The sequence below is a fragment of the Eikenella halliae genome, assembly GCF_001648475.1.
Taxonomy (GTDB): Bacteria; Pseudomonadota; Gammaproteobacteria; order Burkholderiales; family Neisseriaceae; genus Eikenella; species Eikenella halliae.
Genome location: NZ_LXSQ01000004.1, coordinates 33,759 through 58,031, shown reverse-complemented (window position 1 = coordinate 58,031; position 24,273 = coordinate 33,759). Strand labels below are relative to the sequence as shown.

Annotated in this window: 23 protein-coding genes; 8 read left to right on the top strand and 15 right to left on the bottom strand. The window is 57.2% G+C overall.

Going from position 1 to position 24,273, the window contains the following annotated elements:
- Window positions 1-164: 164 nt before the first annotated feature.
- The 3 genes from gyrA to A7Q00_RS01320 all read right to left on the bottom strand — a co-directional run bounded on the left by gyrA (window position 165) and on the right by A7Q00_RS01320 (window position 6,309).
- A complete protein-coding gene (gene gyrA, locus A7Q00_RS01330) occupies window positions 165-2,912 on the bottom strand; it encodes a DNA gyrase subunit A (protein ID WP_064088847.1) in 2,748 nt (915 codons plus the stop codon).
- Between the two features lie 123 nt (window positions 2,913-3,035).
- Window positions 3,036-3,992 carry an endonuclease/exonuclease/phosphatase family protein gene (locus tag A7Q00_RS01325; protein ID WP_245637499.1) on the bottom strand — a complete coding sequence of 319 codons (957 nt, stop codon included), beginning with the start codon at window positions 3,990-3,992 and terminating at the stop codon, window positions 3,036-3,038.
- The gene (locus A7Q00_RS01320) at window positions 3,967-6,309 is read right to left on the bottom strand and encodes a J domain-containing protein (RefSeq protein ID WP_064088845.1); all 2,343 of its coding nucleotides are present in this window, start codon (window positions 6,307-6,309) and stop codon (window positions 3,967-3,969) included. The genes A7Q00_RS01325 and A7Q00_RS01320 overlap by 26 nt, the downstream gene beginning before the upstream one ends.
- On the opposite strand from A7Q00_RS01320, the gene A7Q00_RS01315 reads away from it, so the two are divergent.
- Window positions 6,308-6,508 (top strand): hypothetical protein, encoded by a 201-nt coding sequence (locus A7Q00_RS01315; RefSeq protein ID WP_156503680.1) that lies wholly within the window; start codon window positions 6,308-6,310, stop codon window positions 6,506-6,508. The genes A7Q00_RS01320 and A7Q00_RS01315 overlap by 2 nt on opposite strands.
- On the opposite strand, the gene A7Q00_RS01310 is transcribed toward A7Q00_RS01315, so the two are convergent.
- The 4 genes from A7Q00_RS01310 to A7Q00_RS01295 form a co-directional block, all read right to left on the bottom strand.
- Window positions 6,505-8,214, bottom strand: coding sequence for a molecular chaperone HscC (locus A7Q00_RS01310; RefSeq protein WP_064088843.1), 1,710 nt, complete (start codon window positions 8,212-8,214; stop codon window positions 6,505-6,507). The two genes, A7Q00_RS01315 and A7Q00_RS01310, sit on opposite strands and share 4 nt — an antisense overlap.
- An 89-nt stretch (window positions 8,215-8,303) precedes the next feature.
- On the bottom strand, window positions 8,304-9,488 hold the full coding sequence (locus tag A7Q00_RS01305; protein WP_064088842.1) for a multidrug effflux MFS transporter: 1,185 nt from the start codon (window positions 9,486-9,488) through the stop codon (window positions 8,304-8,306).
- 70 nt (window positions 9,489-9,558) lie between these two features.
- Window positions 9,559-9,831: a hypothetical protein gene (locus A7Q00_RS01300; protein WP_003823599.1), complete on the bottom strand. Its 273-nt coding sequence runs from the start codon at window positions 9,829-9,831 to the stop codon at window positions 9,559-9,561.
- 61 nt (window positions 9,832-9,892) lie between these two features.
- Window positions 9,893-10,330, bottom strand: a complete 438-nt coding sequence (locus A7Q00_RS01295; RefSeq protein ID WP_064088841.1) for a hypothetical protein — start codon at window positions 10,328-10,330, stop codon at window positions 9,893-9,895.
- A gap of 167 nt (window positions 10,331-10,497) precedes the next feature.
- Between A7Q00_RS01295 and A7Q00_RS01290 the strand changes: the two genes are divergently transcribed.
- From A7Q00_RS01290 to A7Q00_RS01280, 3 genes are all read left to right on the top strand, one after another.
- Window positions 10,498-10,992 (top strand): GNAT family N-acetyltransferase, encoded by a 495-nt coding sequence (locus tag A7Q00_RS01290; RefSeq protein WP_023887726.1) that lies wholly within the window; start codon window positions 10,498-10,500, stop codon window positions 10,990-10,992.
- Entirely contained in the window at window positions 10,953-11,474 is a 522-nt protein-coding gene (locus A7Q00_RS01285; protein WP_245637498.1) for a hypothetical protein, read from the top strand. Before A7Q00_RS01290 ends, A7Q00_RS01285 begins: the two co-directional genes overlap by 40 nt.
- Window positions 11,475-11,544: 70 nt before the next feature.
- Complete coding sequence (locus A7Q00_RS01280; RefSeq protein WP_064088840.1) at window positions 11,545-12,102, top strand: RICIN domain-containing protein; 558 nt, start codon at window positions 11,545-11,547, stop codon at window positions 12,100-12,102.
- Between the two features lie 95 nt (window positions 12,103-12,197).
- Here the strand turns inward: A7Q00_RS01280 and A7Q00_RS01275 are convergent, their stop codons facing one another.
- Complete coding sequence (locus A7Q00_RS01275) at window positions 12,198-13,106, bottom strand: hypothetical protein (RefSeq protein WP_156503679.1); 909 nt, start codon at window positions 13,104-13,106, stop codon at window positions 12,198-12,200.
- Window positions 13,090-13,431 carry a hypothetical protein gene (locus A7Q00_RS01270; protein ID WP_064088838.1) on the bottom strand — a complete coding sequence of 114 codons (342 nt, stop codon included), beginning with the start codon at window positions 13,429-13,431 and terminating at the stop codon, window positions 13,090-13,092. Before A7Q00_RS01270 ends, A7Q00_RS01275 begins: the two co-directional genes overlap by 17 nt.
- A gap of 217 nt (window positions 13,432-13,648) precedes the next feature.
- Here A7Q00_RS01270 and ppk1 point away from each other — a divergent pair, with 217 nt between their 5' ends.
- From ppk1 to A7Q00_RS13195, 4 genes are all read left to right on the top strand, one after another.
- Complete coding sequence (gene ppk1 / locus A7Q00_RS01265; protein WP_064088837.1) at window positions 13,649-15,703, top strand: polyphosphate kinase 1; 2,055 nt, start codon at window positions 13,649-13,651, stop codon at window positions 15,701-15,703.
- 154 nt (window positions 15,704-15,857) lie between these two features.
- Complete coding sequence (locus tag A7Q00_RS12605; protein ID WP_082887689.1) at window positions 15,858-16,985, top strand: acyltransferase family protein; 1,128 nt, start codon at window positions 15,858-15,860, stop codon at window positions 16,983-16,985.
- A 131-nt stretch (window positions 16,986-17,116) separates the two neighbouring features.
- On the top strand, window positions 17,117-18,211 hold the full coding sequence (gene trmA / locus A7Q00_RS01260) for a tRNA (uridine(54)-C5)-methyltransferase TrmA (RefSeq protein ID WP_064088836.1): 1,095 nt from the start codon (window positions 17,117-17,119) through the stop codon (window positions 18,209-18,211).
- Between the two features lie 189 nt (window positions 18,212-18,400).
- Window positions 18,401-18,679 (top strand): hypothetical protein, encoded by a 279-nt coding sequence (locus tag A7Q00_RS13195; protein WP_156503678.1) that lies wholly within the window; start codon window positions 18,401-18,403, stop codon window positions 18,677-18,679.
- A gap of 473 nt (window positions 18,680-19,152) precedes the next feature.
- Here A7Q00_RS13195 and rlmD read toward each other — a convergent pair whose 3' ends face one another.
- The 6 genes from rlmD to A7Q00_RS01230 form a co-directional block, all read right to left on the bottom strand.
- Window positions 19,153-20,445 carry a 23S rRNA (uracil(1939)-C(5))-methyltransferase RlmD gene (gene rlmD / locus A7Q00_RS01255; RefSeq protein WP_064088835.1) on the bottom strand — a complete coding sequence of 431 codons (1,293 nt, stop codon included), beginning with the start codon at window positions 20,443-20,445 and terminating at the stop codon, window positions 19,153-19,155.
- A 66-nt stretch (window positions 20,446-20,511) separates the two neighbouring features.
- Entirely contained in the window at window positions 20,512-20,694 is a 183-nt protein-coding gene (yacG, locus tag A7Q00_RS01250) for a DNA gyrase inhibitor YacG (protein ID WP_064088834.1), read from the bottom strand.
- A complete protein-coding gene (gene zapD / locus A7Q00_RS01245) occupies window positions 20,691-21,467 on the bottom strand; it encodes a cell division protein ZapD (RefSeq protein WP_179946187.1) in 777 nt (258 codons plus the stop codon). Before zapD ends, yacG begins: the two co-directional genes overlap by 4 nt.
- Window positions 21,468-21,470: 3 nt before the next feature.
- On the bottom strand, window positions 21,471-22,076 hold the full coding sequence (gene coaE, locus A7Q00_RS01240; RefSeq protein WP_064088833.1) for a dephospho-CoA kinase: 606 nt from the start codon (window positions 22,074-22,076) through the stop codon (window positions 21,471-21,473).
- A gap of 1 nt (window position 22,077) precedes the next feature.
- Window positions 22,078-22,935, bottom strand: a complete 858-nt coding sequence (locus tag A7Q00_RS01235) for a prepilin peptidase (protein WP_064088832.1) — start codon at window positions 22,933-22,935, stop codon at window positions 22,078-22,080.
- Between the two features lie 73 nt (window positions 22,936-23,008).
- Window positions 23,009-24,244, bottom strand: a complete 1,236-nt coding sequence (locus A7Q00_RS01230) for a type II secretion system F family protein (protein WP_064088831.1) — start codon at window positions 24,242-24,244, stop codon at window positions 23,009-23,011.
- Window positions 24,245-24,273 lie beyond the last annotated feature (29 nt).

Below are 24,273 nucleotides of genomic sequence, written 5' to 3'. Positions count from 1 at the left end.
GGTAGGGTGCGGCTTGGCCTTGCGGTGTAGGGATGCTGTGCTACGGCTTGCCGCTTGGTTGCCTGCCTATTGTCGGGATGATGGTTTAGGGCGGATGGATTAAATGAAAGGCTACCTGAAAATTGATGCGCTCTATTTTCAGGTAGCCTTTTCTCGGCGGGCGCTTAAGCCTCGCTTTGCTCTTGGCTCGGGCTTTCGGCTGAGGTTTGGGTTTCGGCGGTTTGTGCTTCGTCTTCCTCTTCTTCGGCTACGCGTTCGAGGCTGACGAGGGTTTCGCCTTCGTCCAGGTTAATCAGCTTCACGCCGGCGGCGGCGCGGCCGGTTTCGCGGATTTGTTCCACCTTGGTGCGGATGAGTACGCCGCCGCTGGTAATCAGCATCAGGTCGTCGCTTTCGCTTACCAGGGTGGCGGCCACTAGGTCGCCGTTGCGCTCGCCGGTGTTGATGGCGATATTGCCTTGGCCGCCTTTGTTTTTGCGGCTGTAGCTGGCAATCGGAGTGCGTTTGCCGTAGCCGTTGGCGGTGGCGGTGAGCACTTGCAGTTCGCTCTGTTCGCACTCGGGGGCGAAGGTGATGAGGCTGACGATGCGGCCGTTTTCGGGCAGTCTCATGCCGCGCAGGCCGCCGCTGCCGCGGCCGCTGGGGCGTACGCCGTGTTTGCCGCTGATGGGGGCGCTGTCGGCGCTGTCGTCTTCCTGGCTAGCTGAAATTTCGGTGTCGTTGTCGTCGCCCGTTTCTTCGTCGTCGCTGCTGCGTTCCCAATATTCGTTGAAGCGGATGGCTTTGCCGAGGTTGGAGAAGAGCATGATGTCGTTGCGGCCGGAGGTGCGCGCCACGCCTACCAGGCTGTCGCCTTCTTTGAGGGCGATGGCTTTGATGCCGACTTTGCTCACGTTTTTAAATGCGGAAAGTTGCACTTTTTTCACCACGCCCATGGCGGTGGCGAAGAAAACGTATTCGTCTTCGGGGAAGTCGCGCACGGGCAGGATGGCGGAGACTTTTTCGTTTTCGTCCAGCTGGATAACGTTGTTGATCGGGCGGCCGCGCGAGTTGCGCCCGCCTTCGGGCAGTTTGTATACCTTAATCCAGTGGCAGCGGCCGTGGTTGGTGAAGCACATCAGGTAGTCGTGGGTGTTGGCCACAAACAGGGTTTCGATGAAGTCTTCGTCTTTGGTGGCGGCGGCCTGCTTGCCGCGACCGCCGCGCCGCTGGGCTTGGTAGTCGGTGGTGGGCTGGGTTTTGATGTAACCGCCGTGGGTGAGGGTAACCACCATTTCGCGCGGCGGAATCAGGTCTTCGTCGGCGATGTCGCCGCCGAACGGGTTGATTTCGCTGCGGCGCGGGTCGCCGAAGTTGGTTTTGATTTCGATGAGCTCGTCGTGGATGATTTGGGTGATGCGCTCGGGCTTGGCCAAAATATCCAGGAAATCGATAATCTGCGCCATGATGGTTTTGTAGTCGGCGAGGATGGTGTCTTGGTCGAGGCCGGTGAGGTTGCGCAGGCTCATGCGCAGGATGGCGTCGGCTTGCAAGTCGCTCAAATAATAGCCGTCTTCGCGCAGGCCGAGGTTTTCAGGTAGCCCTTCGGGGCGCGCCATATTCAAATCCAAATCGGTGCGGCTGAGCATGTCGCCCACCAGGCCGGACTGCCACGGCCGCGCCAGCAGTTTGGTTTTGGCTTCGGCTGCATCGGCGGATTCTTTGATGAGCTGAATCATCGGGTCGATATTGGAAAGCGCCACGGCTTTGCCTTCGGCGATGTGGCCTTCGTGCCGCGCTTTTTTCAGGCGGAACAGGGTGCGGCGGGTAACCACTTCGCGGCGGTGGCGCAGGAATTCGGCCAGAATCTGCTTCAAATTCAACAGGCGCGGCTGGCCGTCGACCAGGGCCACCATATTGATGCCGAAGCTGTCTTGCAGCTGGGTGAGTTTGTAGAGCTGGTTGAGCACGACTTCGGCGTTTTCGTTGCGCTTCAGTTCGATCACCACGCGCATGCCGGATTTGTCGGATTCGTCGCGCAAATCGGAAATGCCTTCCAGCGTTTTCTCGCGCACCAGCTCACCGATTTTTTCCACCAGCTTGGCTTTGTTTACCTGATAGGGGATTTCATCGATGATGATGGCTTCGCGCTCGCCGTGTTTGCCGACAGGCTCGATATGGGTTTTGCCGCGCATCACCACGCGGCCGCGGCCGGTGCGGTAGCCTTCGCGCACGCCGGCGAGGCCGTAAATGGTGGCGCCGGTGGGGAAGTCGGGGGCTTTGATGGTGTCGATGAGCGCGTCGATAGACGTGTCGGGATCGGCCAGGAGTTGCAGGCAGGCATCCACCGTGTCGCCCAAATTGTGCGGTGGGATGTTGGTGGCCATGCCCACGGCAATACCGGCCGAGCCGTTGGTCAGCAGGGCGGGGAAGCGAGTGGGCATCACCAGCGGCTCTTGTTCGCTGCCGTCGTAGTTCGGGCCGAAGTTTACGGTGTCTTCTTCAATATCGGCCAGCATTTCGTGGGCGATTTTCGCCATGCGGATTTCGGTGTAACGCATGGCTGCCGCGCCGTCGCCGTCTACCGAGCCGAAGTTGCCCTGGCCGTCTACCAGCATATAGCGCATGGAGAAGGGCTGCGCCATGCGCACGATGGTGTCGTACACCGCGGAATCGCCGTGCGGATGGTATTTACCGATAACGTCGCCCACGATACGGGCGGATTTTTTATAAGACGAATTCCAATTGTTTTTCAACTCGTGTATGGCGTAGAGCACGCGGCGGTGCACGGGTTTCAGGCCGTCACGCACATCGGGCAGCGCGCGGCCGACGATTACAGACATGGCGTAATCGAGATAGCTTTTGCGCATTTCCTCTTCGAGGCTGACGGGGATGGTTTCTTTGGCAAACCGGTGGTCGTGGGTGCTGCTCATGGAGATTTAAAGCCCAATCGATTAAAACGCATTATTTTATCACACAATGTGCGGTAAGGCTGGGCGGGAAAGGCTACCTGAAAACGGAATGGCGAGTTTCAGGTAGCCTTTTATATTTCTACTTCATTGGCCGGTGTATTCCACCAAGAGCGGGCGGTGGTCGGAGTGTTGCCAGGGCAGGGTGTGGGCGGAAACGTTTAGGCCTTTGGCTAAGGCGTGGTCGATATTGAGGAAGAACGGTTTCCAAGTAGGGGTGAAGTAGCGGGTGGCGGGGCGGCTGCCGCTTTCTTGCTGGAAGCGGCGGAACAGCGGGGAAAACGGGCTGCTGTTGAAGTCGCCCACGGCCAGTGCGTGCGGTTCGGTGGCGAGGGCGCGGGCGGTTTCGGCCAGGTAGTGCTGCCGCGCCCCGGCCAGTTCGCTGCTGATGGGTGGCGGCGGGTGCAGGGCGTAGATGGCGGTGCCGTCGGCAGTTTGGGCGCGGATATAGGGATAGTCGCCAATCATGCGCACTTCGCAGGCGGCCAGCGGCTGTTTGCTCCACAGGGCGAGGGCGAAGGGGCTGTGTTCGCGGTGTTGGCAGCCGTGCGGATAGGCTTGGTGCAGGCTTTGCCAGCCGGGGTTGTCGAGGTTGATTTCGCCCAGCGCGAGCAGGTCGGCCTGTTCGGCCAAGAGGGCGGCGCTTTCCGCTGCGGCTGCGGGGTTGTCGAGGTGGACGTTGTACCAAACCAGCCGCGTGCCGTCGGCCGGAGCATCGGGCAGGGCGAAGGGCTGAGCCAGCCACAGCAGCGATGCGGCAGCACACACGAGCCACGGCGCCCGCCACTTCGGGCGCGGCCAAATCGCGGCCAAGATGAAAATAGCGGCGTAGTAAGGTAGGAAATGGCTGAACAGTTCGGCCGGCCAAAAGAAACTGCCGAACTGCCCGGCTATAACGGCAGCCAGGGCGAGCAGGGCGAGGATGTGCAGACGCAGGCGGATAAAGGCGGACATTGCGGTGTGGGTGGAAAGGTGGCGGGTGGGATGGAGGCTACCTGAAAAACGGGCGGGGCGGTTTTCAGGTAGCCCGTGTTTTGACCGCACCGCGCCGCAGGCCGCGCAGCAGCAGGCGTTGCACGATGTGGCACAACAGTGCGGAGAGCATGGCGGCGGGGTAGATCAGGAGCAGCACATAGGCAGACATCTCGCGCGGCAGCAGCGCCAGCAGCAGCAATGCGCCGGTAATGACTTCCCACAGCAGGCTGTCTTCCTTTGAAGAGGCTGTCAGCCGCGCCGCCCGCGAAGGCAGCAGCAATAGCCACAGCTGCGCGGCATAAGCGGCGCGGAACGGCAGCAGCAGCCATTGCCACGGTTTGCGGCCGATTTTCCAAGCCAGCAGCTGCCGAATCGGCTTCTCGATTTTTCCCAGCCAACCGGGGCGGTCGAACAGCAGATACAGATTGGCATTCAGCCACAGCAGGGAGGCGGCCAGCAGGTATTGCGGATAGCCTTGCAGAATAGGAAAGGTTATCGGCAGCCCCAGCACCCCGGTCATGCAGAGGCAGGCTTTGAACCAGGCCGATGCGTCTTTCACGGCAAAGCTGCCGTCGTCCCGGTCGTAGGTGCTGTAATAAGTGAGCGACAACATATAGGCAAGCACGCTGCCGTGCCACAGCGGCACATCCAGCGAGGCGGGCAGCGTGAGCGCCACCGTGATGGGAAAAGCAAGCAGATACAGCGCCTTGCCCCAAGGCGAGTAGTGTTTGAAGCGGACGAGCCGCCCTTCCATGCTCGGCCACAGCAGGCGCAGCAGTACCAGCAGAAAGCTGGCACACATGATGTAGATGCCGTAAGACATGGCCGTAACAATGAACGTGATGAAAACCGCTGCTGTTAAGGCAAAGCCCTTGTCCCAGCCCGCATCCACGGCCACCACTATGCCGCTTACGATGGCTATCAAGAAGCAAACCGCCACCCAGGCAATGCGGCAGCCGTGCCAGAAATCGTAGCGCTTGTGTACGGCCGGGCGGTAGGTGTGCAGCAGCCAGCGCTGGCGGCGGTTGGCTTCGCCGGACAACTCCGGCCACAGCAGCATGGCGGCAAAGGCGGCAAACAGGCGGCGCATCAGGCCGGGTTGGGTGCCGAGGAAGCGGGCGAACAGGGCGGATACGGGCAGGCGCTCCTCCGGCTTGCCGCCGTCTTCGTCCGGCCCGGTGGCTTCCGGCTCGAACAGGCGGATGATGCCGGCGGTGCGGCGGTATTCTTCCAGCCGCGCCAGGCCTTCCGGGTCGCGCACTTCTTGGAAGAAGGCATGCGGCCAGCCGGGATAGTCGGCCAAGTGCGCCCACAAGAGCGGGTGGCGGATTTGGTTGTGGTGCAGGAAATCGAGGCAGGCTGCGGCCACATCGCTCCGCTCCTGCGGCGGTACGTTGTCGAGCATCCGGCTGGTTTCCGGCCAGCGGCGCAGCAGCTCTTCACTGCCGCCTTGCTTGAACCATTGCCGCCAGTGCGCCAGCAGCTGTGCCGTGGCCTGCCCGACGGGCGGGATGAAGGACTGGGTATGCTGCGTTTGGGCGCGGTGTTTGGCCAGCTTGGCCGCTATCCTGCGGTATTCCTTGATCTGCTCGAGCTCGGCCGGGGTGAAGATGTTGTTGCGGATGTCGGGGCGGTGCCAGCCGAAATAGTCCGACCATTGCGCCCACAGCATACAGTCGTCGATTTGGCGGGTGCGCAGGAAGTCGGCGAATTGGTAGGAGGCGTTTTCGGTTTCGCCCAGGGGTAGTTGCTCGAGCCGTTCGCGGATGTGCGGCCAGGCGGCTTCGAGTTCGGCCGTGCCGCCACGGGTGAAGTAAGTTTCGATATTGCTGAGCAGGGGGGCGCAGGGGTCGCCGCCGTAGGGATTGAGGCTACCTGAAAAGGTGTTGCCGATATCGGGGTCGAACGGATAAACGAAGGCTTCGGGCGCGCTTTCGTTTTCTTCCGCACCGGGATGGGGGCTACCTGAAAACAGTTCGTCTGCTTCGGGCGGGTTTCCGTTTTCAGGTAGCCTTTCGTTTTCGGTTGTATCGGGATGGAGGCTACCTGAAAATCGGTAGGCGTGGTGTTCGTCGGGGTTGCTGGCCTGCCAAGGCGGCAAAGTATGATGGGAATCGGCCTGGTCGAATCCGCTTTGTTCGTTTTGGCGAAACTCGCTCTGCTCGTTTTCAGGTAGCCATTCGCTTGCCGGGAACGACCATTCCGGGGCGGCTTCGCTTTCGATATAGGGGGCGATGGCGAGGGCTTCGTCAAACGCTTCGCGCAGGCGCTGGTAGCCTTCGGCATCGTCGTCGGGGCGGGTGGTTTTGAGCAGTTTGGCGTAGGCGCGTTTGATGGCGCGTTCGTCTGATGTGGGCGCGATTTGCAGGATGTGCCAGCAATCCATGATGGGTTCCGGTGCGGTGTGGGGGCTACCTGAAAATGAGCGAAGTGAATTTCGCCAAAACGAGCAGGGCGAGTTTCGCCAAAACGAACGAAGTGAGTTTCGTCAAAATGAGCGAAGCGAGTTTTCAGGTAGCCTGCTTGTTGTTTTCCGTTTGGGCTTGGGGATGAATGCCCGGTTGGCGGTTTCCGGGCGGCCTTAGAGCAGCCAGCCGCCGTCGAAGTGGCGCAGGAATTCGCCGAATTCTTTTTGCGCGTGGCGGATGGCGTTGGCGTCTTGGCTCTCCAGCGTGCGCTCGAACTGCATCACGGCGCGGCCGATGGCTTGGCGCTGTTCGCCGAGGTATTCTTCATACAGGCGTTTGCCTTTTTCCAGCAGGTAGATGTTTTCCTGCTGTTCGCGCGGGTGGACTTTGAGCGCGGCGAGGCGTTCGAGCGCGGCCTGTACTTCTTCTTCGCTCAGGTTGATGCTGTTGTGGCGGAAGGTTTGGTTGACTTTGATGTTGAGGTCTTCGTTGCTCACGTCCACGTCCAGCAGGCCGTTGGCGTCGTAGCTGAAGCGCACGTCGATGTTCACTTCGCCAGCGCGGCGCGGCGGCACGCGCACTTCGAGCTGGCCGAGCTCGAGGTTTTCGCTGGCGAGCACGGATTCGCCCTGCAGCACGCGAAGCGTGATGGCGGTTTGCCGGTCGTTCATGGTGGAATAGCCGGACACGCGCGATACGGGCACGGGCATATTACGCTCGATAATCGGGCTGAAAATGCCGTGCGTAACGCTGCCGTCCGGCAGCTGTTCGGATACTTCCACGCCCAGCGAGAAGGGCATCACGTCGGTGAGCACCACTTCTTCCACGTTGCTGTCGCGCGCCAGCAGGGCGGCCTGCACCGCCGCGCCGCGCGCGATGGCTTCATCGGGATTGACCGAGGCTTTGGGAATGCGGCCGAACAGCTGGGCGATGGTGTTGCGGATAACCGGCATCCGCGTGGCGCCGCCCACCAAAATGATGCTGTCGATTTGGCTCGGGTGCAGTTTGGCGTCGCGCAGGGCGCGTTCCAACGGCTGGCGCAGCCGCGCCATCAGCGGCTTGGCGGCTTCTTGGAATTCTTGGCGGGTAATCGCGGCGGCGGCCATGCGGTTGCCTACGTTCACCTGCACTTCGGCCTGCATTTCTTCGCCGAGCCTGCGTTTGGCAGTTTCCAAGGCCTGCCACAGCTCGCTGCTGTCGGCGAGGCGGGCACGTTCTTCGTCGCTCAATTCTTTGCATTTGGCCAGAAAAAGCTGGCGCAACACCTGCACGAAATCTTCGCCGCCCAAGTGGTTGTCGCCCGCGCTGGCGGATACCTGCACCACGCCGTCGAAATAATCCAGCACGGATACGTCGAACGTGCCGCCGCCGAGGTCGTAAATCAAAAAGCGGGTGTCGTCGGGCTTTTCCTGCAGGCCGTAGGCCAAGCCGGCGGCGGTGGGCTCGTTGAGCAGGCGCAGCGCGTTGAGCCCGGCCATCTGTGCGGCGTTGCGCGTGGCCTGGCGCTGGATGGCGTTGAAATAGGCGGGCACGGTAATCACCACGTCGCGCACTGCTTCGCCCAAATCGGCTTCGGCATCTTCTTTCAGCTGGCGCAGCACCAGTGCGGAAAGCTCTTCGGCGCGGAATTTCTTGCCGTTGAGCCGGAAGATTTTGTCGGTGCCCATGAAGCGTTTGAAGGCGGAGGCGGTGGCCTGCGGGGCGGTGCGCAGCCGCTCGCGCGCGGCCAGCCCCACCAGTATCGTGCCGTCGTCTGCCACGCTTACCACGGAAGGCGTGAGCGTGTGGCCGAGCCGGTTGGGAATCAGGCGGGTTTCGCCGTTGATAAATTGGGCGACGAGGCTGTTGGTGGTGCCTAAATCAATGCCGATTTGTGCGGTCATGGTGTTAAAGCCGTGAAGTGAAAAGGCAGTATTTTAAGCGGAAACAGGCTACCTGAAAATGTGTGGCGGCTTTCAGGTAGCCTTGCGGCTTACTGCCGGGCTGGGTTCAGCCACACATGCCGCGACAGGGCAAACAGCAGCGCGCTGCCGCACAGGGTGGAGGCCAGCATCATGGCGGGCATGATGCGCGCGCTGCCGTCGTGCAGCTGGGTGGTGAGGAAGCCCACGGCGGCGGCGATCAGCACTTGGCTGGAAATCAGCACGCCGTTGGCGCTGCCGCCTTCAGCTTTGAAATAGCCCATGAAGCAGGCCTGGGTGTTGGCCACCACCAGCCCCTGCGTGCCCACCGACACCATCACCAAAGGCGCAAACAGCCACAAAGGCGGCATAGCGGCGGCTTGGGAGAGCAGCATCAGCAGGAAGTTGGCGCAAAACTGCACGGCGATGCCGATGAGCAGGATATTGGCCGGTTCGCTGCCGCTTTTCAGCCGCCAGGCGGTGATGCGGTTGAAGAAAACCATGGTCACGATATTGAGGCCGAACAGCAGGGTGTAGAAGCCGTTGCTCAGGCCGTAGAACTTCATATACACCGAAGGCGATTCGGTGAGGAACGCAAACATGGAGGAAAAGCTGAACGACTGGAAAAACAGAAAGCCGAGCGATTGCGGCTTGGCAAACACGCTGCGGTAGCCCGTGAAAATAATCGAGAGCGGCGAACCCGCCGGTTTGGCGGCGGGGCGGTTGGCCGGGAGGAAACGCCATTGCAGCAGCCACACCAGCGCGGCATAGCCCAGCAGGAAGCCGAACACCGCGCGCCAGCCGCCGATTATCTGCATCAGCCAGCCCACCATCGGCGCCAAAATCGGCGCCGCCATCATAATCACACCAATCAGCGCAAACATCTGCGCCGCGCGGCGGCCTTCGTAGTGGTCGCGCACAATCGCCCCGCCGCTCACCGCCACCATGCCCGCGCCAAAAGCCTGCAGCATACGCAACAGCATCAGCTGCGGCAGGGTTTGCAGCAAAATCAGCCCCAAGCTGGCCACAAGATACACCCCCAGCCCGGCCAGCACCACCGGCCGCCGCCCTTTAAAATCGGAAAACACCCCGCCCAGCAGCACGCCCGCCGACTGCCCCACCAGAAAAATACTCAAGCTTTGCTGAATATCGGTTTCGCCCACGCCCAAGCCGGCCGCCATCGCCGGCACGGCGGGCAAGTAGGTATCAATCGAAAACGGCATCACCGCCGCCATTGCGGCCATGAGCAGCGCCATTTGTTTATCGGAAAGGCGGGAAGGAGCAGGAGAGTTCATCAGAATTAACGCAATAAAAAAATAAGAAAAATCAGCGGATAAAATAATAGGCCACATAGCCGCCGAACACGGCCAACGGCAACAATTGCAGCAAAGCGCGCCGCTTGGCTGCCGCATCCTGGCGCAAATGCGCCGACACCAATGCAAACAGCACATATTTCAGCAAAAACACACAGGCGCAGCACATCACCACCCCGTGCAGCAAATAGCCCGTGGCATCGTGCGCCGGATTCAGCGCAAACCACAAGGCCAGCAACAGCGGCAGCAGGCACACGGCCAGCCAGCTTTTCAGATGAGAGGGCATAAAGATTCCTTTTGATGGGGGGCTTAAAGGCTACCTGAAAAAGAACAGGCCGCCCGGCCGCCTATCTGCGCCAATGATAACGCTTTTTCTGTTCGCGGTAGTGTTCGCGGTCGAGCCGCATACTGCGCAATCCCGAATCGCCATACCAGCCGGAATGCGCCAGGCGAAACGCCATCAGCAACGAGAACAAGGTAAAACCCACCCGCTGCCACACGTTCCCGCCGACAAAGCCCAGCGCAGACGCCGCCGCAGCGGCCAACAACAGCAGCGTGCAGGAGAAAGCCAGCAGGCGGCGCAGCCATTTCCAAGCCGTGGCTAGCACGATTTCTGTGGCGCTGGCCGGGTGGGATTGGCGGGATTCGAAATACCACACCAAACCGCAAGGCAGCGAAAAGGCCAGCCAAAACAACCAGCCGTCGAGCTTGGCAAACCCGCCGCCGGAGCCCACGATCACCGCTATTGCGGCGGGTGCCATCAGATGAGGGAACAGTTTGCGCATGGTATTTCTCCGATCAGGCTACCTGAAAACAGCCAACGCCCGTTTTAACGGCATTGCAGCTCTGTTTTCAGGTAGCCCCAATTATATCCCGATTGCCCGGGCCGATTGGTTATTCTATTGGACAAGCTATATAATTCCGCCAGTTTCACCGCACCCAACCGCCCGTTATGAGCCTGATTACCCACCTGCGTCCGGCACGCATCCAAGATTGCGAACACATCTACAACGCCCACCAATACGCCGTGCGCTACACCTGCGCCCGCAACTACAGCGAAGCCGTGCTGCAAGCCTGGCTTGCCCTGCTCAGCCCCGACAGCTACCTCGACACCCTCGAAGACGAACGCAAGCTCCTGTGGGTGATCGAATTCAAGCACCACATCCAAGGCTTCTTCCAGCTTAATCTGCAAGAATCCCAGCTCGATGCCCTGTATGTGCATCCCTTCGTGCAGCGCCAAGGCCTCGGCACCGCCCTGCTCGGCCGCGCCGAAGAGCTGGCCTACCAACACGGGCTGGGCATGCTCAAACTCTACGCCTCGCTCAATTCCGAACCGTTCTACCTGCTCAACGGCTACCGCCCCCTTGGCGAAGCCATGCTGCCGCTCAACCAAGAAATCGGCATCGAATGCCGGCTGATGCGCAAGCTGCTCACCGACTGCCGCTGATTATTCCAACCAAGCTCAAACGCAAAATGAACAAACGCCTCCCCGCCGCCCTCCTAGGCAGCCTCCTGCTCGCCGCCTGCCTGCCCAAACCCGCCGTGCTCACCATGGATCAGATCCGCCGCATGGACTACGGCAGCTACCCGCGCAACTACGAGCAACTCATCAAACGCCACCTCGCCCAAACCCTGATCGATCCCCATTCCGTGATGTACGGCGGCTTCTCTCAGCCGCGCAAATATCTGCAAGTGCATAAAAACCAATACGTTGCCGCCGGGCAGATCAGCTACTACCCCTCCTATATGGTGTGCGCCCGCGTCAATGCTAAAAACAGCTACGGCGGCTACAGCGGCTGGCAGACGCACGCCTTCTTCATTAAGAACGGCGCAGTGGTCAACAGCGACCAACACCCCTTGAAATGCGACAGCCAAGACGAAATCGTGTTGGATATCGACGCACTCGCCAACGTGGAAGTGCAGCCGTAAACCGCATGCAGGCTACCTGAAACCGCCCGCAGCTTTCAGGTAGCCTACTCCGCCCGCCGAAAGAGCCGCCATGAAAATCCCGCCATTCCTGATTGCCCTGCTCGCCCTCCCCGCCTGCACGTATCTCGACGGCCCAAACGGGCGGTTCTTCTCGCTCGATTTGCCCGTGGAAACCATACACACCGTGCACAAAACCGTGCGCGTGGATGCCGCCCCGGGCACCACCGTCATCATGAGCGAAAGCTCCCCGCTCGACGGCTACTACAGCCCCGTGCTCAACAACGGCCGCCGCACCCTGCTGCGCCAGGCCGCCGACAACTCCTGCCTCAGCCTCGAACGCAGCGGCATGCCCGCCTACCTAGTCAGCCAGCCCTGCCACGGACGCAATAACCAGCAATTCATGTTCGACGGCCCGCGCCTCAACATCAACGGCCTGTGCGCCGAAGCCACCGGCGGCGCCGGCAGTCCCGTCATCGCCACCGCCTGCCAAAACAACCGCAGCCAGCATTGGATTGCCGAGGGCAGCCACATCCGCAGCGCCGCCAACGGCCTGTGCCTGGACGGCAGCGGCGGCATGGTGAGCCTGCAATATTGCGATAACGGGATGGGGCAGCGGTTTTACCGATAGCTTGGCTGCGGGTTGTGTGGAAATAGAGAGGCTACCTGAAAAATCGAAGGATGGTTTTCAGGTAGCCTTTTTATGGTGGGAGATTATTGACTGATTTACTTTGGCCTGCCCAATGTATTCCATAAATTTTTGCTGCAAGCACTCATCAGGAAAGTAGTGAAGAAAAGAGTACAAAGAAATAGATAGTCATAACGAGTGCGTCGGATGGCTTGCTCGTAGAGACTCTGAAAATAATTGCTGTTGATGGTTTTCCCTTCCGACGATTGAATTTCGGCAACGAGATTAACAAATTTTCCATGGTAAAAAACGGGTTGGAATTTCAATCGGAAAGGTTGGTGGTAAAAATCGCTCCAATTTCCACTGAAGGCGTTGTTTAAATTCTGTGTGCAATGCTTTGCACCGAAAATGCTACCGCAACTCATGGTGATGCGAAAGCCGTTGTCTTGAATAATGTCGAGATCGCTTCTAGGCGAGGCACCAGGTGCTGCTGTTTTGGCTGAGCCAGGAGCTCTCCTCCTACGAGGTTCAGGTGAGGCTATCCCTTGTTCGTTATAGGAAAATGCAACGTTATCTGGCCAAACTGGTTTGCCGGATAGGGTTTGTACCTTATCCGTGCTGAAACGGATGGGCATGATGCTTTCGGTTTGCTGGAAAAAAGTGTATGCAGCATAAATTGCTGTTGAGAGTATTAACAAGGAAAACAACAATCTGGATCTGACGGAAAAATTGCTCAGGCTATCCTTGCTTCTACCAAAGATGATCTTGATCAAGCTAAAAATAATGAACACATCAAGCACAAACAAGGAGTACAGTTCGATGAGAAGCAGATTGGTGCTAAATAATTGGGAGAAGAGTAGAAAATAGAGAAAGCTGGCAATGTGCAACAAACACATTGCCAAACCCGCAGCACCAATAATCTTACTATTCAACATATCGTTGTTTATATTGGAAAGTGATACCTGTAAAGACGGTGACTTGAGCTCTAATTCAGCGTCGGTGTTCAATTGAGATATTGCCGCGAATTGGCACGACTGGCCGCCAGTTGCCGGTGCAGATGGTGGAGCCGGCGCTGGTGTGGCAGTTGCGATGTTCGGTGTAGCCGATGCCGCCCCGGCTGTATTGCTCGGTGGTTTGAATTTCGCCGCCGCCGTATTGGTTGGAGCCGTTGTAGAAATAGTAGCTGCGGCTGGGGTGGTAGCCGGGGTAGTTATCGTAGCCGCCGTAGTAGTAATCGGCGTAGGGATTGATTTGCAGGTTGATTTGGGCGCTGGTTTCGGCTGCTGCGGCAGCGCTGAAGAGGGCGGCGCAGAGAAGGAACAGGGTTCGCATGATGGGTCTCCCGAAAGGTGGCGGGTGGAAACGTTCGGCCTGCTTCGTGCCTATATCTTGTCTTCGGGCGCAGGTTGGAACGATAATTGCTATATTAATTAAGCTAGCGCGCACGGCACTTTGCCGATGGCGGTATCGCCATTATAGCGCTGATTTCTTCTAAGCAGCTGTTTGTTTACACAGCATTTTCATTCAATTTTCCTTTTTCAGGTACCTTATGCCGAACCAGCCCACCATCCTTTGCCGCGAACTGAGCCTGCTGGCGTTCAACCGCCGCGTGTTGGCGCAGGCGCGGGACGAAGGCGTGCCGCTTTTGGAGCGGTTGCGCTTTTTGTGCATCGTTTCTTCTAATTTAGACGAGTTTTTCGAAGTGCGCATGGCCTGGCTGAAGAAGGAAAGCCAGCTCAACCCGCACACGCTCCTAGATAACGGCACCACGCCAGCCGAAACCATGGCGGCCGCGGCGGCCGAGGCCAAAAAATTAATTCAGGAGCAATACGAGCTGTTCAACAAGGAGCTGGTTCCCGCGCTGCGCCAAGAGGGCATTTTCTTCTATCCGCGCCGTCAGTGGATGGATCAGCAGCGTGCCTGGATTGAAAGCTATTTCGACCGCGAGCTGTTGCCCATCCTCACTCCGCTGGGGCTCGACCCGGCGCACCCCTTCCCGCGCCTGCTCAACAAGTCGCTCAATTTCGTGGTGTCGCTTTCCGGCAAAGACGCTTTCGGCCGCGCTTCCGGCATGGCCGTGGTGCAGGCGCCGCGCATTCTGCCGCGCGTGGTGAAGCTGCCGGAAGAACTCAGCGAAGGGCACGGTTTCGTGCTGCTTTCCTCCATTTTGCACGCCTATGTGCACAAGCTCTTCCCCGGCATGGACGTGGAAGGCTGCTACCAATTCCGCCTCACGCGCAACAGCGAGCTCACGGTGGATGAAGAAGACCTCACCAACCTGCGCGCCGCCGTGCAAACCGAGCTGCGCGAACGGCAGTATGGCGACGAGGTGCGGCTGGAAGTGGCCGACAACTGCCCGCCGCATGTGGCCGAATTCCTGCTTGCGCAATGCAATTTGAGCTCGAACGAGCTCTACCAAGTGGTCGGCCCCGTGAATTTGGTGCGGCTGATGGCCGTGCCCGATATGGTGGACCGGCCCGATTTGAAGTTTGCCCCATTCTCGCCCGGCCTGCCCAAAGATGTGCGCAAGGACCAGCCCATGCCTGAAGTGCTCAAACAGCATGACGTGCTGCTGCACCACCCCTACCAATCCATCGCCCCCACCGTGCGCTTCATCCAAGAAGCCGCCGCCGACCCGGATGTGGTGGCCATCAAGATGACGATCTACCGCACCGGCACCCATTCCGACCTCGCCCGCGCCCTGATTGCCGCCGCCAATGCGGGCAAACAGGTAACTGTGGTGGTTGAGCTGATGGCGCGGTTCGATGAAGAAAACAACGTCAACTGGGCGCGACGGCTGGAAAGCGCGGGCGCGCATGTGGTATACGGCGTGTTCGGCTACAAAGTGCACGCCAAAATGGCGCTCGTTATCCGCCGCGAAGGAGGCTACCTGAAGCGCTATGCCCACCTCGGCACCGGCAACTACCACCAAGGCACCTCCCGCATCTACACCGATTTCGGCCTGCTCACCGCCGATGAAGCCATCACCGCCGACGTGAACGCCATCTTTATGGAAATCACCGGCCTCGGCCAGCCCACGCGGCTCAACAAGCTTTATCAAAGCCCCTTCACCCTCAGCCCCATGCTGCTGGAGCGCATTGCCGCCGAAACCGCCGAAGCCCGCGCCGGCCGACCCGCCCGCATCATTGCCAAAATGAATTCGCTGATCGAGCCCGGCATCATCCGCGCCCTGTATGAAGCCAGCCGGGCCGGTGTGCAGATAGATTTGATCGTGCGCGGTATGTGCACCCTGCGCCCCGGCGTGCCCGACCTGTCCGAAAACATCCGCGTGCGCTCCATCATCGGCCGCCTGCTCGAACACTCCCGCGTGTTCTACTTCCACAGCGGCGGGCGCGAAGAGCTCTTCATCGCCAGCGCCGACTGGATGGGGCGCAACTTCTTCCGCCGCATCGAAATCTGTACCCCCGTGGAAAACCCGGCCATCAAACAACGCATCATGCGCGAAGCCCTCACCCTCGCTCTGGCCGACAACCGCAAAGCCTGGCTGATGCAACCCGACGGCAGCTATGTCCGCGCTGCCGTGCAGGAAGGGGAAGAAGGGCTGGATATGCAAGAAACGCTGTTGAACGAATATCGGCGCTGACGGTGCGGAAGCGAAAGAGGCTACCTGAAAGTTTCAGGTAGCCTCTTGTAGCGGTACTTTTATTTTGAATTGGGTTGCTGGTGAAAAATTAATTTTATGGCATAGAGTTATTCATATAATCATATCTAATTAACGACACCTATACTTAAATATTATGGATATAAATTATTTTTCAATCTCATCTTTAATATTAACGGGATTATTTATTTTCTCATTATTTGTTTCTTCACGTCTTTTAGGTAAGATGAATCTCATGGATGGGGAGGCTGCCCGTAGAAATTCTCCATTGGATGGATTGCGTGGCGTTTTGGCCTCGGCTGTTGTTGTTCATCATTTTTATATTAATTATGTTATGTACGCAACGGGGGAGTGGGTGCGACCAACAACACAAATTCTAAATAATTTTGGAGCGGTATCTGTATCATTTTTCTTTTTAATTACTGGTTATTTATTTTTTTCTAAAATACAGAAAGGTAATATTTTATGGAAGCAACTCTATTTGTCTAGAGTTCGTCGTATTGTTCCATTGTATTTGCTTGTATTTATTTTTATTGTATCGGTAACTTTATATTTTAGACCGCTAACATTAGAAAATCTACCTGATTTCTTTAAATGGTTGCGCCGATGGCTTTTATTTCTTGGTGGTAATTTTGAAGATTTTCCAAGTGGTATAGTAATTGCAGGGGTTAATTGGACATTAACTTATGAATGGGGATTCTATTTTTCATTACCAATCTGGTATGTATTGTGGCGTAGAAGATTATTTTCAAAATGGTATATAGTATTGCCATTATCGTTGTTAGTATTTTTGTATATATGGAAACGAACAGATTATCATGTGTATTTGTTATTTTTGTTGGCATTACCATCTGTATATTTTAAAGAAAGAATTCGGGAGATATTAGATGGAAAAACAATATTATTTGATATTTTTCAAATAACTTTGCTGATACTTGTTATTGTATTTTCTAATGGATATACTGTAATTCAGATGGTAGGTACGGCTATACTTTTTTCTTTTATTGCTAATGGATATAGTTATGGGGAAGTTTTGAATAATAATGGTTTGCGGAAGCTGGGGGAAATTAGTTACAGCATATATCTCACGCATGGAATAATATTATATGCATTAAGAAGTTATATGCATAATACCAAGATGCAGATTGGGATTAATGGATTTTCATTAGTATTCCCAATAATTTTTACCTTGGTAATATTAATATCCATCATTACTTATAGATTTATAGAATATCCTTTTATTTGTAAACGTAAGTCGGAGTAGGGCAATACTTGCGCAATGATGTGCTTGTGTGCCAGGACTATCGGAAATCCCACACTCCCCACTCGCCGAATTTTCAGGTAGCCTCCCCTTCCCGCTATAATCCTGTATTTCTCCACAATCCCACACTCCCTATGACCCAGCCCAGCCCCGAATACACCGCCCAGCTGCAACAAAAAGCAGGCTACCTGAAACAGCGGTTTGCCGAATTTTCCCCACCCGAATGGCAGGTGTTTGCTTCGCCTGAAAAGCATTATCGGATGCGTGCCGAATTTCGGGTTTGGCACGAGGGCGAACATATCAGTTATGCCATGTTCGAACCCGGGCAGAAGGCGGGCTCGGCCTCGTTGCGCCGGATTGATTCCCTGCCTGCCGCTTCTGCCGCGATCAATGCCCTGATGCCCCGGCTGCTGGCTGCCGTGCAGGCCGATCCGCTGTTGCGGGAACGGTGGTATCAGTGCGAATTTTTGTCCACCCTGAGCGGCGATATGCTGGTGGGCATGATTTACCACAAGCGGCTGTGCGGACAATGGCAGGCGGCGGCGGCGCGTTTGCAGCGCGAATTGGGCATCATGATTATCGGCCGCAGCCGTGGGCAGAAGCTGGTGTTGGCGCAGGATTTCGTTACCGAACGCCTGCATGCCGACGGGCGCGATTGGCTCTACCGCCAATATGAAGGCGGCTTCAGCCAGCCCAATGCGCCGGTGTGCCAAAAAATGCTGGATTGGGCCTGCGGCGCGGCGGCGGGGCTGGGCGGTGATTTGCTGGAGCTTTATTGCGGCAACGGCAATTTCACCCTGCCGCTGGCACGTTATTTCCGCCGCGTGCTGGCCACGGAATTGTCGAAAACTTCGGTGCAGGCGGCGCAGTGGAATATTGAGGCCAACGGCGCGGCCAACATCCGCCTGGCGCGGCTTTCCGCCGAAGAGTTCACCCAGGCCTACCACGGCGTGCGCACCTTCCGCCGCCTGCAGGAGCAGGGCATCGGGCTGGCGGATTATGTGTTTTCCACCGTGTTTGTCGATCCGCCGCGCGCGGGGGTGGATGCAGATACCCTGCGGCTGCTGCAGGAGTTTGAAAACATCATTTATGTTTCCTGCAATCCGGAAACCCTGCACGCCAATCTGGTCACGCTCACGCAAACCCACCGCATCGAACGCGCTGCGCTGTTCGACCAATTCCCGTTTACACCGCATATCGAGAGCGGGGTGTTGCTGCGGTGGAAATAACCGGCTCGGGCTACCTGAAGAACCATAAGCCGGATTCCCGCACCCGGCACCCCGTTCAAGGCTACCTGAAATTCTCAGCGATTAGATTGGGTTAGCCGCAGGCGTAACCCAACAAATCAAATGATGGAATGTTGGGTTTATCAACCCAACCTACACGATACTATTTTGAATTATAAGGAAAGAGATATCATGCAAAACCATTCAATTCATTCCATGATGATAATATTGATATCTAACCTGCTGCTCAGTGCTTGCAGTATGTCTGATTGGTGGAATGGGCATTATGCAACAAGAGCCGCATTGACTGATGCTTATAATGATCAGGTAGCTTACTATGCTGCAGAAACACCAGAAAAACGAGCATTACGTAGACATAATCGGCAGATTTGTAATGAAAAATACAAAGATGCAGATGCTGCCTATGATAATTGTATGCGTAGATTGGGAACACCAGAATGGCCAGGTTAGTGAGTAGCTTGGGTTAGCCGCAGGCGTAACCCAACAAATTATGGAATGTTGGGTTAATCAACCCAACCTACGACCTGCTTTATCAACAGGCTACCTGAAAAATGGATTTCAGGTAGCCTGCTTATTTCCGGGGTGTAGGGTGCGTGCGGAACGCACGCACACGGCTTTGGAATAACGGGCAACGGCGCGCGTGCCTGCGGCACGCATCCTACGCCCCACCTTAGGCTACCTGAAAACCATAAGCCGGATTCCCGCACCCGACGCCCTATCCAAGGCTACCTGAAATTTTATAGTGGATTAACAAAAATCAGGACAAGGTGGCGAGCCGCAGACAGTACACACGGTACGGCAAAGCGAGCCAACGCTGTACTGGTTTTTGTTAATTCACTATATCTTTATCGGAAATGAAGGATGCTGCGGCATTGGCTTGTTGCTTTGCTCTATGCTGATTTTCATCCGCTACCGTGCGCGGGTTATACCAAATCGAAGCAGCCGACGGTTTCGACGTGGGCGGTTTGGGGGAACATATTGACGATGCCGGCATTGCGGAAGCGGTAGCCTTTGCCAACGAGTACGGCGGCATCGCGGGCGAAGGTGGCGGGGTTGCAGGAAACGTACACGATGCGGCGCGGGAGGTAGGGGGCGTGCAGGGCTTGGACGAGGGTGTAGGCGCCGCTGCGGGGCGGGTCGAGCAGGATTTTGTCGAAATAGCCCCAGCCGGCGACGGTGTGTTCGGTGGTTTGGAAGAGGTCGGCGCTGTGGAAGCGGGCGCGTTCGGCGAGGTGGTTGAGGTGGGCGTTTTGGCTGGCGCGCCCGGTGAGCGCGGGCGAGCCTTCGATGCCGATGACTTGTGCGCCGGCGGCGGCGATGGGCAGGCTGAAGTTGCCGAGGCCGCAGAAAAGGTCGGCGATGCGCTCGCCGGGCTGGGGTTGCAGCAGCTGCATGGCGCGGGCAACGAGCAGGGCGTTGGCGGCGGGGTTGACTTGGGTGAAGTCGCCGGGGCGGTAGGGGAGGGTGAGGGCGTATTCGGGCAGGTTGTAGCTGAGTTGGGGGCTGTCGGGCAGGAGGGGCTGGGCGGGCCGGTGTGGGGGTTGCAGCCAGATGTGCCAGTTGGCGGGCAGGCTTTGGGCGTGTTGGATGAGGTGGGCGCGGGCGGCTTTGGGGAGGTGTTCGGTGTGCAGGGTAAGGCTGTTGGCGGCGGGGCTGTGGTGCAGTTCGATGGTGCGGATGGGGGTATGCAGGCGGTTGAGCTGTTGGAGCAGGGCGCGGGTGTTGTCCAGTTGGCCGGCAAGCTGGGGGGCGAGGATGGGGCATTGTTGGATATCGACAATGCGGTGGCTGCTGCGGCTTTGGAAGCCGAGGATGGTGCGGCCTTGGCTGTGGTGGGCGCTGAGGCGGGCGCGGTGGCGGTAGCCCCAGGCTTGGCCGTAGATGGGGGGCAGGAGGTATTGGGGGCGGACTTTGCCGAGGCGTTGGAGTTGGTCTTCGAGGATGCGTTGTTTGTAGGCTACCTGAACGTTGCTGTGGACGTGTTGGAGGGTGCAGCCGCCGCATTGGTTGTAGTGGGGGCAGGCGGGGGCGGTGCGGTAGGGGGAGGGGGTGAGGATGCGGGTGGCTTGGGCTTCGTCGTGGTGTTTTTTGCTGCAGGTGATTTGGTAGGCAATGGTTTCTTGGGGCAGTGCGCCGGTGATGAAGGTGGTTTTGCCGTGGATGCGGGCGATGCCGCGGCCTTCGTGGTCGATGCTGTGGATGGTGGCGGTGTTCATGGTGCGGGGTGGGATGGATTGAGGCTACCTGAAAGCGGGGTTGGGGTTTCAGGTAGCCTCTGTCGGTTATTCGTGGCCGCCCATCTGGGGCGGGGCCTCTTCTTGGCTGGGGATACGGTAGCTTTCGTCTGCCCAGGTGCCCAGGTCGATCATTTTGCAGCGTTGGCTGCAGAAGGGGCGGTAGGGGCTGCTTTCGTTCCAGAGTACGGGTTTCTGGCAGGTGGGGCAGGATACGGTGGGCTGGGTCATGGTTTGTCGGCAATGGGGTCGAAGCTGCACATTTTGAGCTGGAAGGGGATGTCTGCCGTAATCTGCCTGCCGCGCTGGTTTTGCCGGGTGGCTTGGGTGAAGCGGATGTGGGTAAAGTATTTGTTGGCGGAGATTTCGGGCAGGGTGCCGTGGGATTGGCCTACATCGATGGTGAGCATGTGGATGTTGCTGCCGAGCTTGGTGTTTTGATAGTTGCCTTGGCGGGCGAGGCATTCGAGGCGGATGCTGTTGCGGCGAAGGATGCGCAGCAGCAGGGAAATGGCGTCGCCGGTGGGGGTGAGGGAGCGAATCCAGCAGCCGAGGTCGGCCACGCGTTGCTCAAAGGGCAGTTGCAGCCAATAGTGATAGGAGGGGAGGTCGAAGGGGTTGGTGCCGCCGGATACGAGCATGCGCTGCTTTATGCCCATGAGCCATTCGTTTTCGCGCAGGTGCTGGCCGAATTTTTGCTGCACTTCTTGCAGGTTTTGGGTGGCCTGGTAGAGGTCGTCCTGCTCGGGGGTAGAGTCGTATTGCTCATGTTCGGCTTGGGAAATTTGCTGGCGTTGGCGTTCGAGTTCTTGCAGGATATCGAGCTTGAGTTCGGCGCGGGAGGCGCAATCCATGATTTCGAACAGGGTGCCGAGGGCGGCGTGGTGAGCCCAAGGCTCTGGGTGGCTGACGGTGGTATCGAAGCGGGAAAAGAGGTGCTCAAGGCGCAGGAAGTTGCGGATACGTTCGGACAGGGGATGTTCGAAGGTGATGATGGCGGACATGGTTCAACTACCGAATAATTGTTGGTAAATAAGGTGTTGCCGCTTTACGGCGGCAGCAAGCTCGGACAGGCCGGCTTCATTGCTGATGATATCGTCGGCAATGCGGCGGCGCTGTTGGCGGCTTGCTTGAACGGTGAGAATGCCTTTAATCATATCACGGGAGAGGCCGCTGCGTTCAATCGTGCGGTGGATTTGCGTTTCTTCACTGCAATCGATAACGAGGATACGCTGGAGAATGCTTTGAAAAACAGGCTGCTCGGCAAGCAGCGGGATTTCGATGATGCCGTAGGCGGCTTGGGGATATTGCTGCTGTTGCGAGCGGATTTCGGCGAGAATCAGCGGATGGAGGATGTTTTCAAGTTTGGCCTTGGCCTCGGGGGATTGAAAAACGAGTTGGCGCAGCGCAGCGCGGTTGAGGCTACCTGAAAAATCGAATACAGCCTCGCCAAAGGCAGCACGGATAGCGGGCAGGGCAGCTCCGCCGTTTGCGGTGAGGGCGCGGGAGATGGCATCGGCATCAATCAGCGGCACGCTGTGTTGGGCAAACAGGCGGGCAGCGGTGGATTTACCGCTGCCGATGCCGCCGGTGAGGCCGACCCAGGCGGTCATATCAGATGAATCCGGATTTGTGCAGCCACCATTGGATGCCTTGCAGGATGTAGCTGTTGGCAGCGAACACCAGCCAGCCGGCAATGGCGAGCGCGGGGCCGAAGGCAATGGGCTGGCCTTTGGCGGCACGCATCACCAGGGCGGCAACCAGGCCAACCAAGGCGGCCACGAAAACAATAACGGGCAGGGTGCTAACGCCGAGCCAGGCGCCCAGTGCGGCGAGCAGTTTGAAGTCGCCATAGCCCATGCCTTCTTTGCCGGTGATGAGTTTGAACAGGTGATACAGCAGCCAGAGGCTCAAATAGCCGACCACGGCGCCGAGCAGGGCTGAAGGCAGGCTGACGAAGCCGACCTGCCAGTTGAACAGCAATCCAAGCCAAATCAGGGGTAGGGTGAGCTGGTCTGGCAAGAGCTGGGTGTCGGCATCGATGAAGGTGAGGGCAACCAGCACAGCGGTGAACACGAGGCCGCCAAGGGTGAGCCAAGTGTAGCCGTAGCGCCAGGCGACGATGCCAAATAGGATGCCGGTGAGCAGCTCGACGGCGGGGTAACGCCAGCCGATGGGGGTGTGGCAGCTATGGCAGCGGCCGCGCAGCAGCAGATAGCTGATGATGGGGATATTTTGCCACGGTTTCACCGGGCTGCTGCATTTGGGGCAGCGCGAGGGCGGGGTGCTGATGTTGAACGGTTTTTGGTCTTCTTCGTCCAGCGGCAGTTCGAGATGCTGCTTGGCCGCGATGCGCCATTGTTTCTCGAGCATGACCGGCAGGCGGTAGATAACCACGTTGAGAAAGCTGCCCACCAGCAGGCCGAGCAGGACGGCGAAGGGGATGTAGATTTCGGGATCAAGATTGGTCATAGGTGTGGTGTAGGTATGTTTTCAGGTAGCCTGTGGGAGGCTACCTGAAAGGTTATTCATGGAGATCGGAGAATTAGCCGATAGCATTACCTAAGTTGAACAACGGTAGATACATGGCAATCAAAATGACACCAATGATACTGCCCAATACTACCATAATGATTGGTTCCATCAGAGATGACAACGTAGCTACAGCAGTATCTACTTCTTCTTCGTAGAATTCTGCTGCTTTGTTCAACATATCATCCAAAGAGCCTGACTCCTCACCGATAGAGGCCATCTGCAAGACCATGTTGGGGAATAGGTCAGTAGAGCTCATTGCTGTGGTTAAAGAAGTACCTTGGTTGACTTGGTTTCGAATGCTTCTGGTGGCTTCTTCGTAAATGATATTGCCTGATGCTCCACCTACGGAGTCTAGTGCTTCCACCAGCGGAACACCAGCGGTAAACAAGGTGGCAGTGGTACGAGCCCAGCGGGCAATCGTACCTTTTTCTACGATATTGCCAAAGATGGGTAATTTTAACAGCATAGCATCTACTCGTTTTTGTAGTGCATGTGAACGTTTATGCCATTGGATAAAGCCAGCAACAGCAGCTACCATTGCAATAATAACCATCCATCCCCATGCCACCATAAAGTCAGAGACACCCATCATAAATTGGGTAAGTGCAGGCATTTCTGCATTCATGCCGTCATACACCTTTTTAAATTCGGGTAGCACAAACATCATCATGATGATAACCAACACAATGGCCACCACCACTACTGCGATCGGATAAGTGAGCGCACTCTTGATTTTCTTTTTGATGGCTTGGGTTTTCTCTTTATATAAAGCCAGTTTGTCGAGCAGAGTTTCCAATACGCCGCCTGCCTCACCGGCATCTACCAGGTTGCAATAGAAGTCATCAAAATATTTTGGGTGTTTGCGGAAAGCATTGGCCATAGAGGTACCTTGCTCGATGTCGTTACGCACTTCCATCAAAAGCTTGGTCATAGAGGCATTGGAGTGTCCTTTTGCAACAATATCAAATGCCTGCATAACCGGTAGGCCGGCTTTCATCATGGTGGCTAGCTGGCGGGTGAATACGGTAATGTCGCCTTGGGTGATTTTCTTTTCGCGAACTTTTTTCTTTTTATGCAGGCTGATAACCTTGATACGGCGGCGGGCGAGTTTGGCACGGGCATCCTGTTCGTCTTTGGCGACTACTTCGCCGCGGACGATTTGCTCGGACTCCATGTGCCGGCCTTCAAATTCGTAGCTGGTTCCCGCCACTTTTTTATTGGATTGGTTTCGTTTGTTTGTAGCCATGATAATTCCCTTTTAAATGAACGGACTTC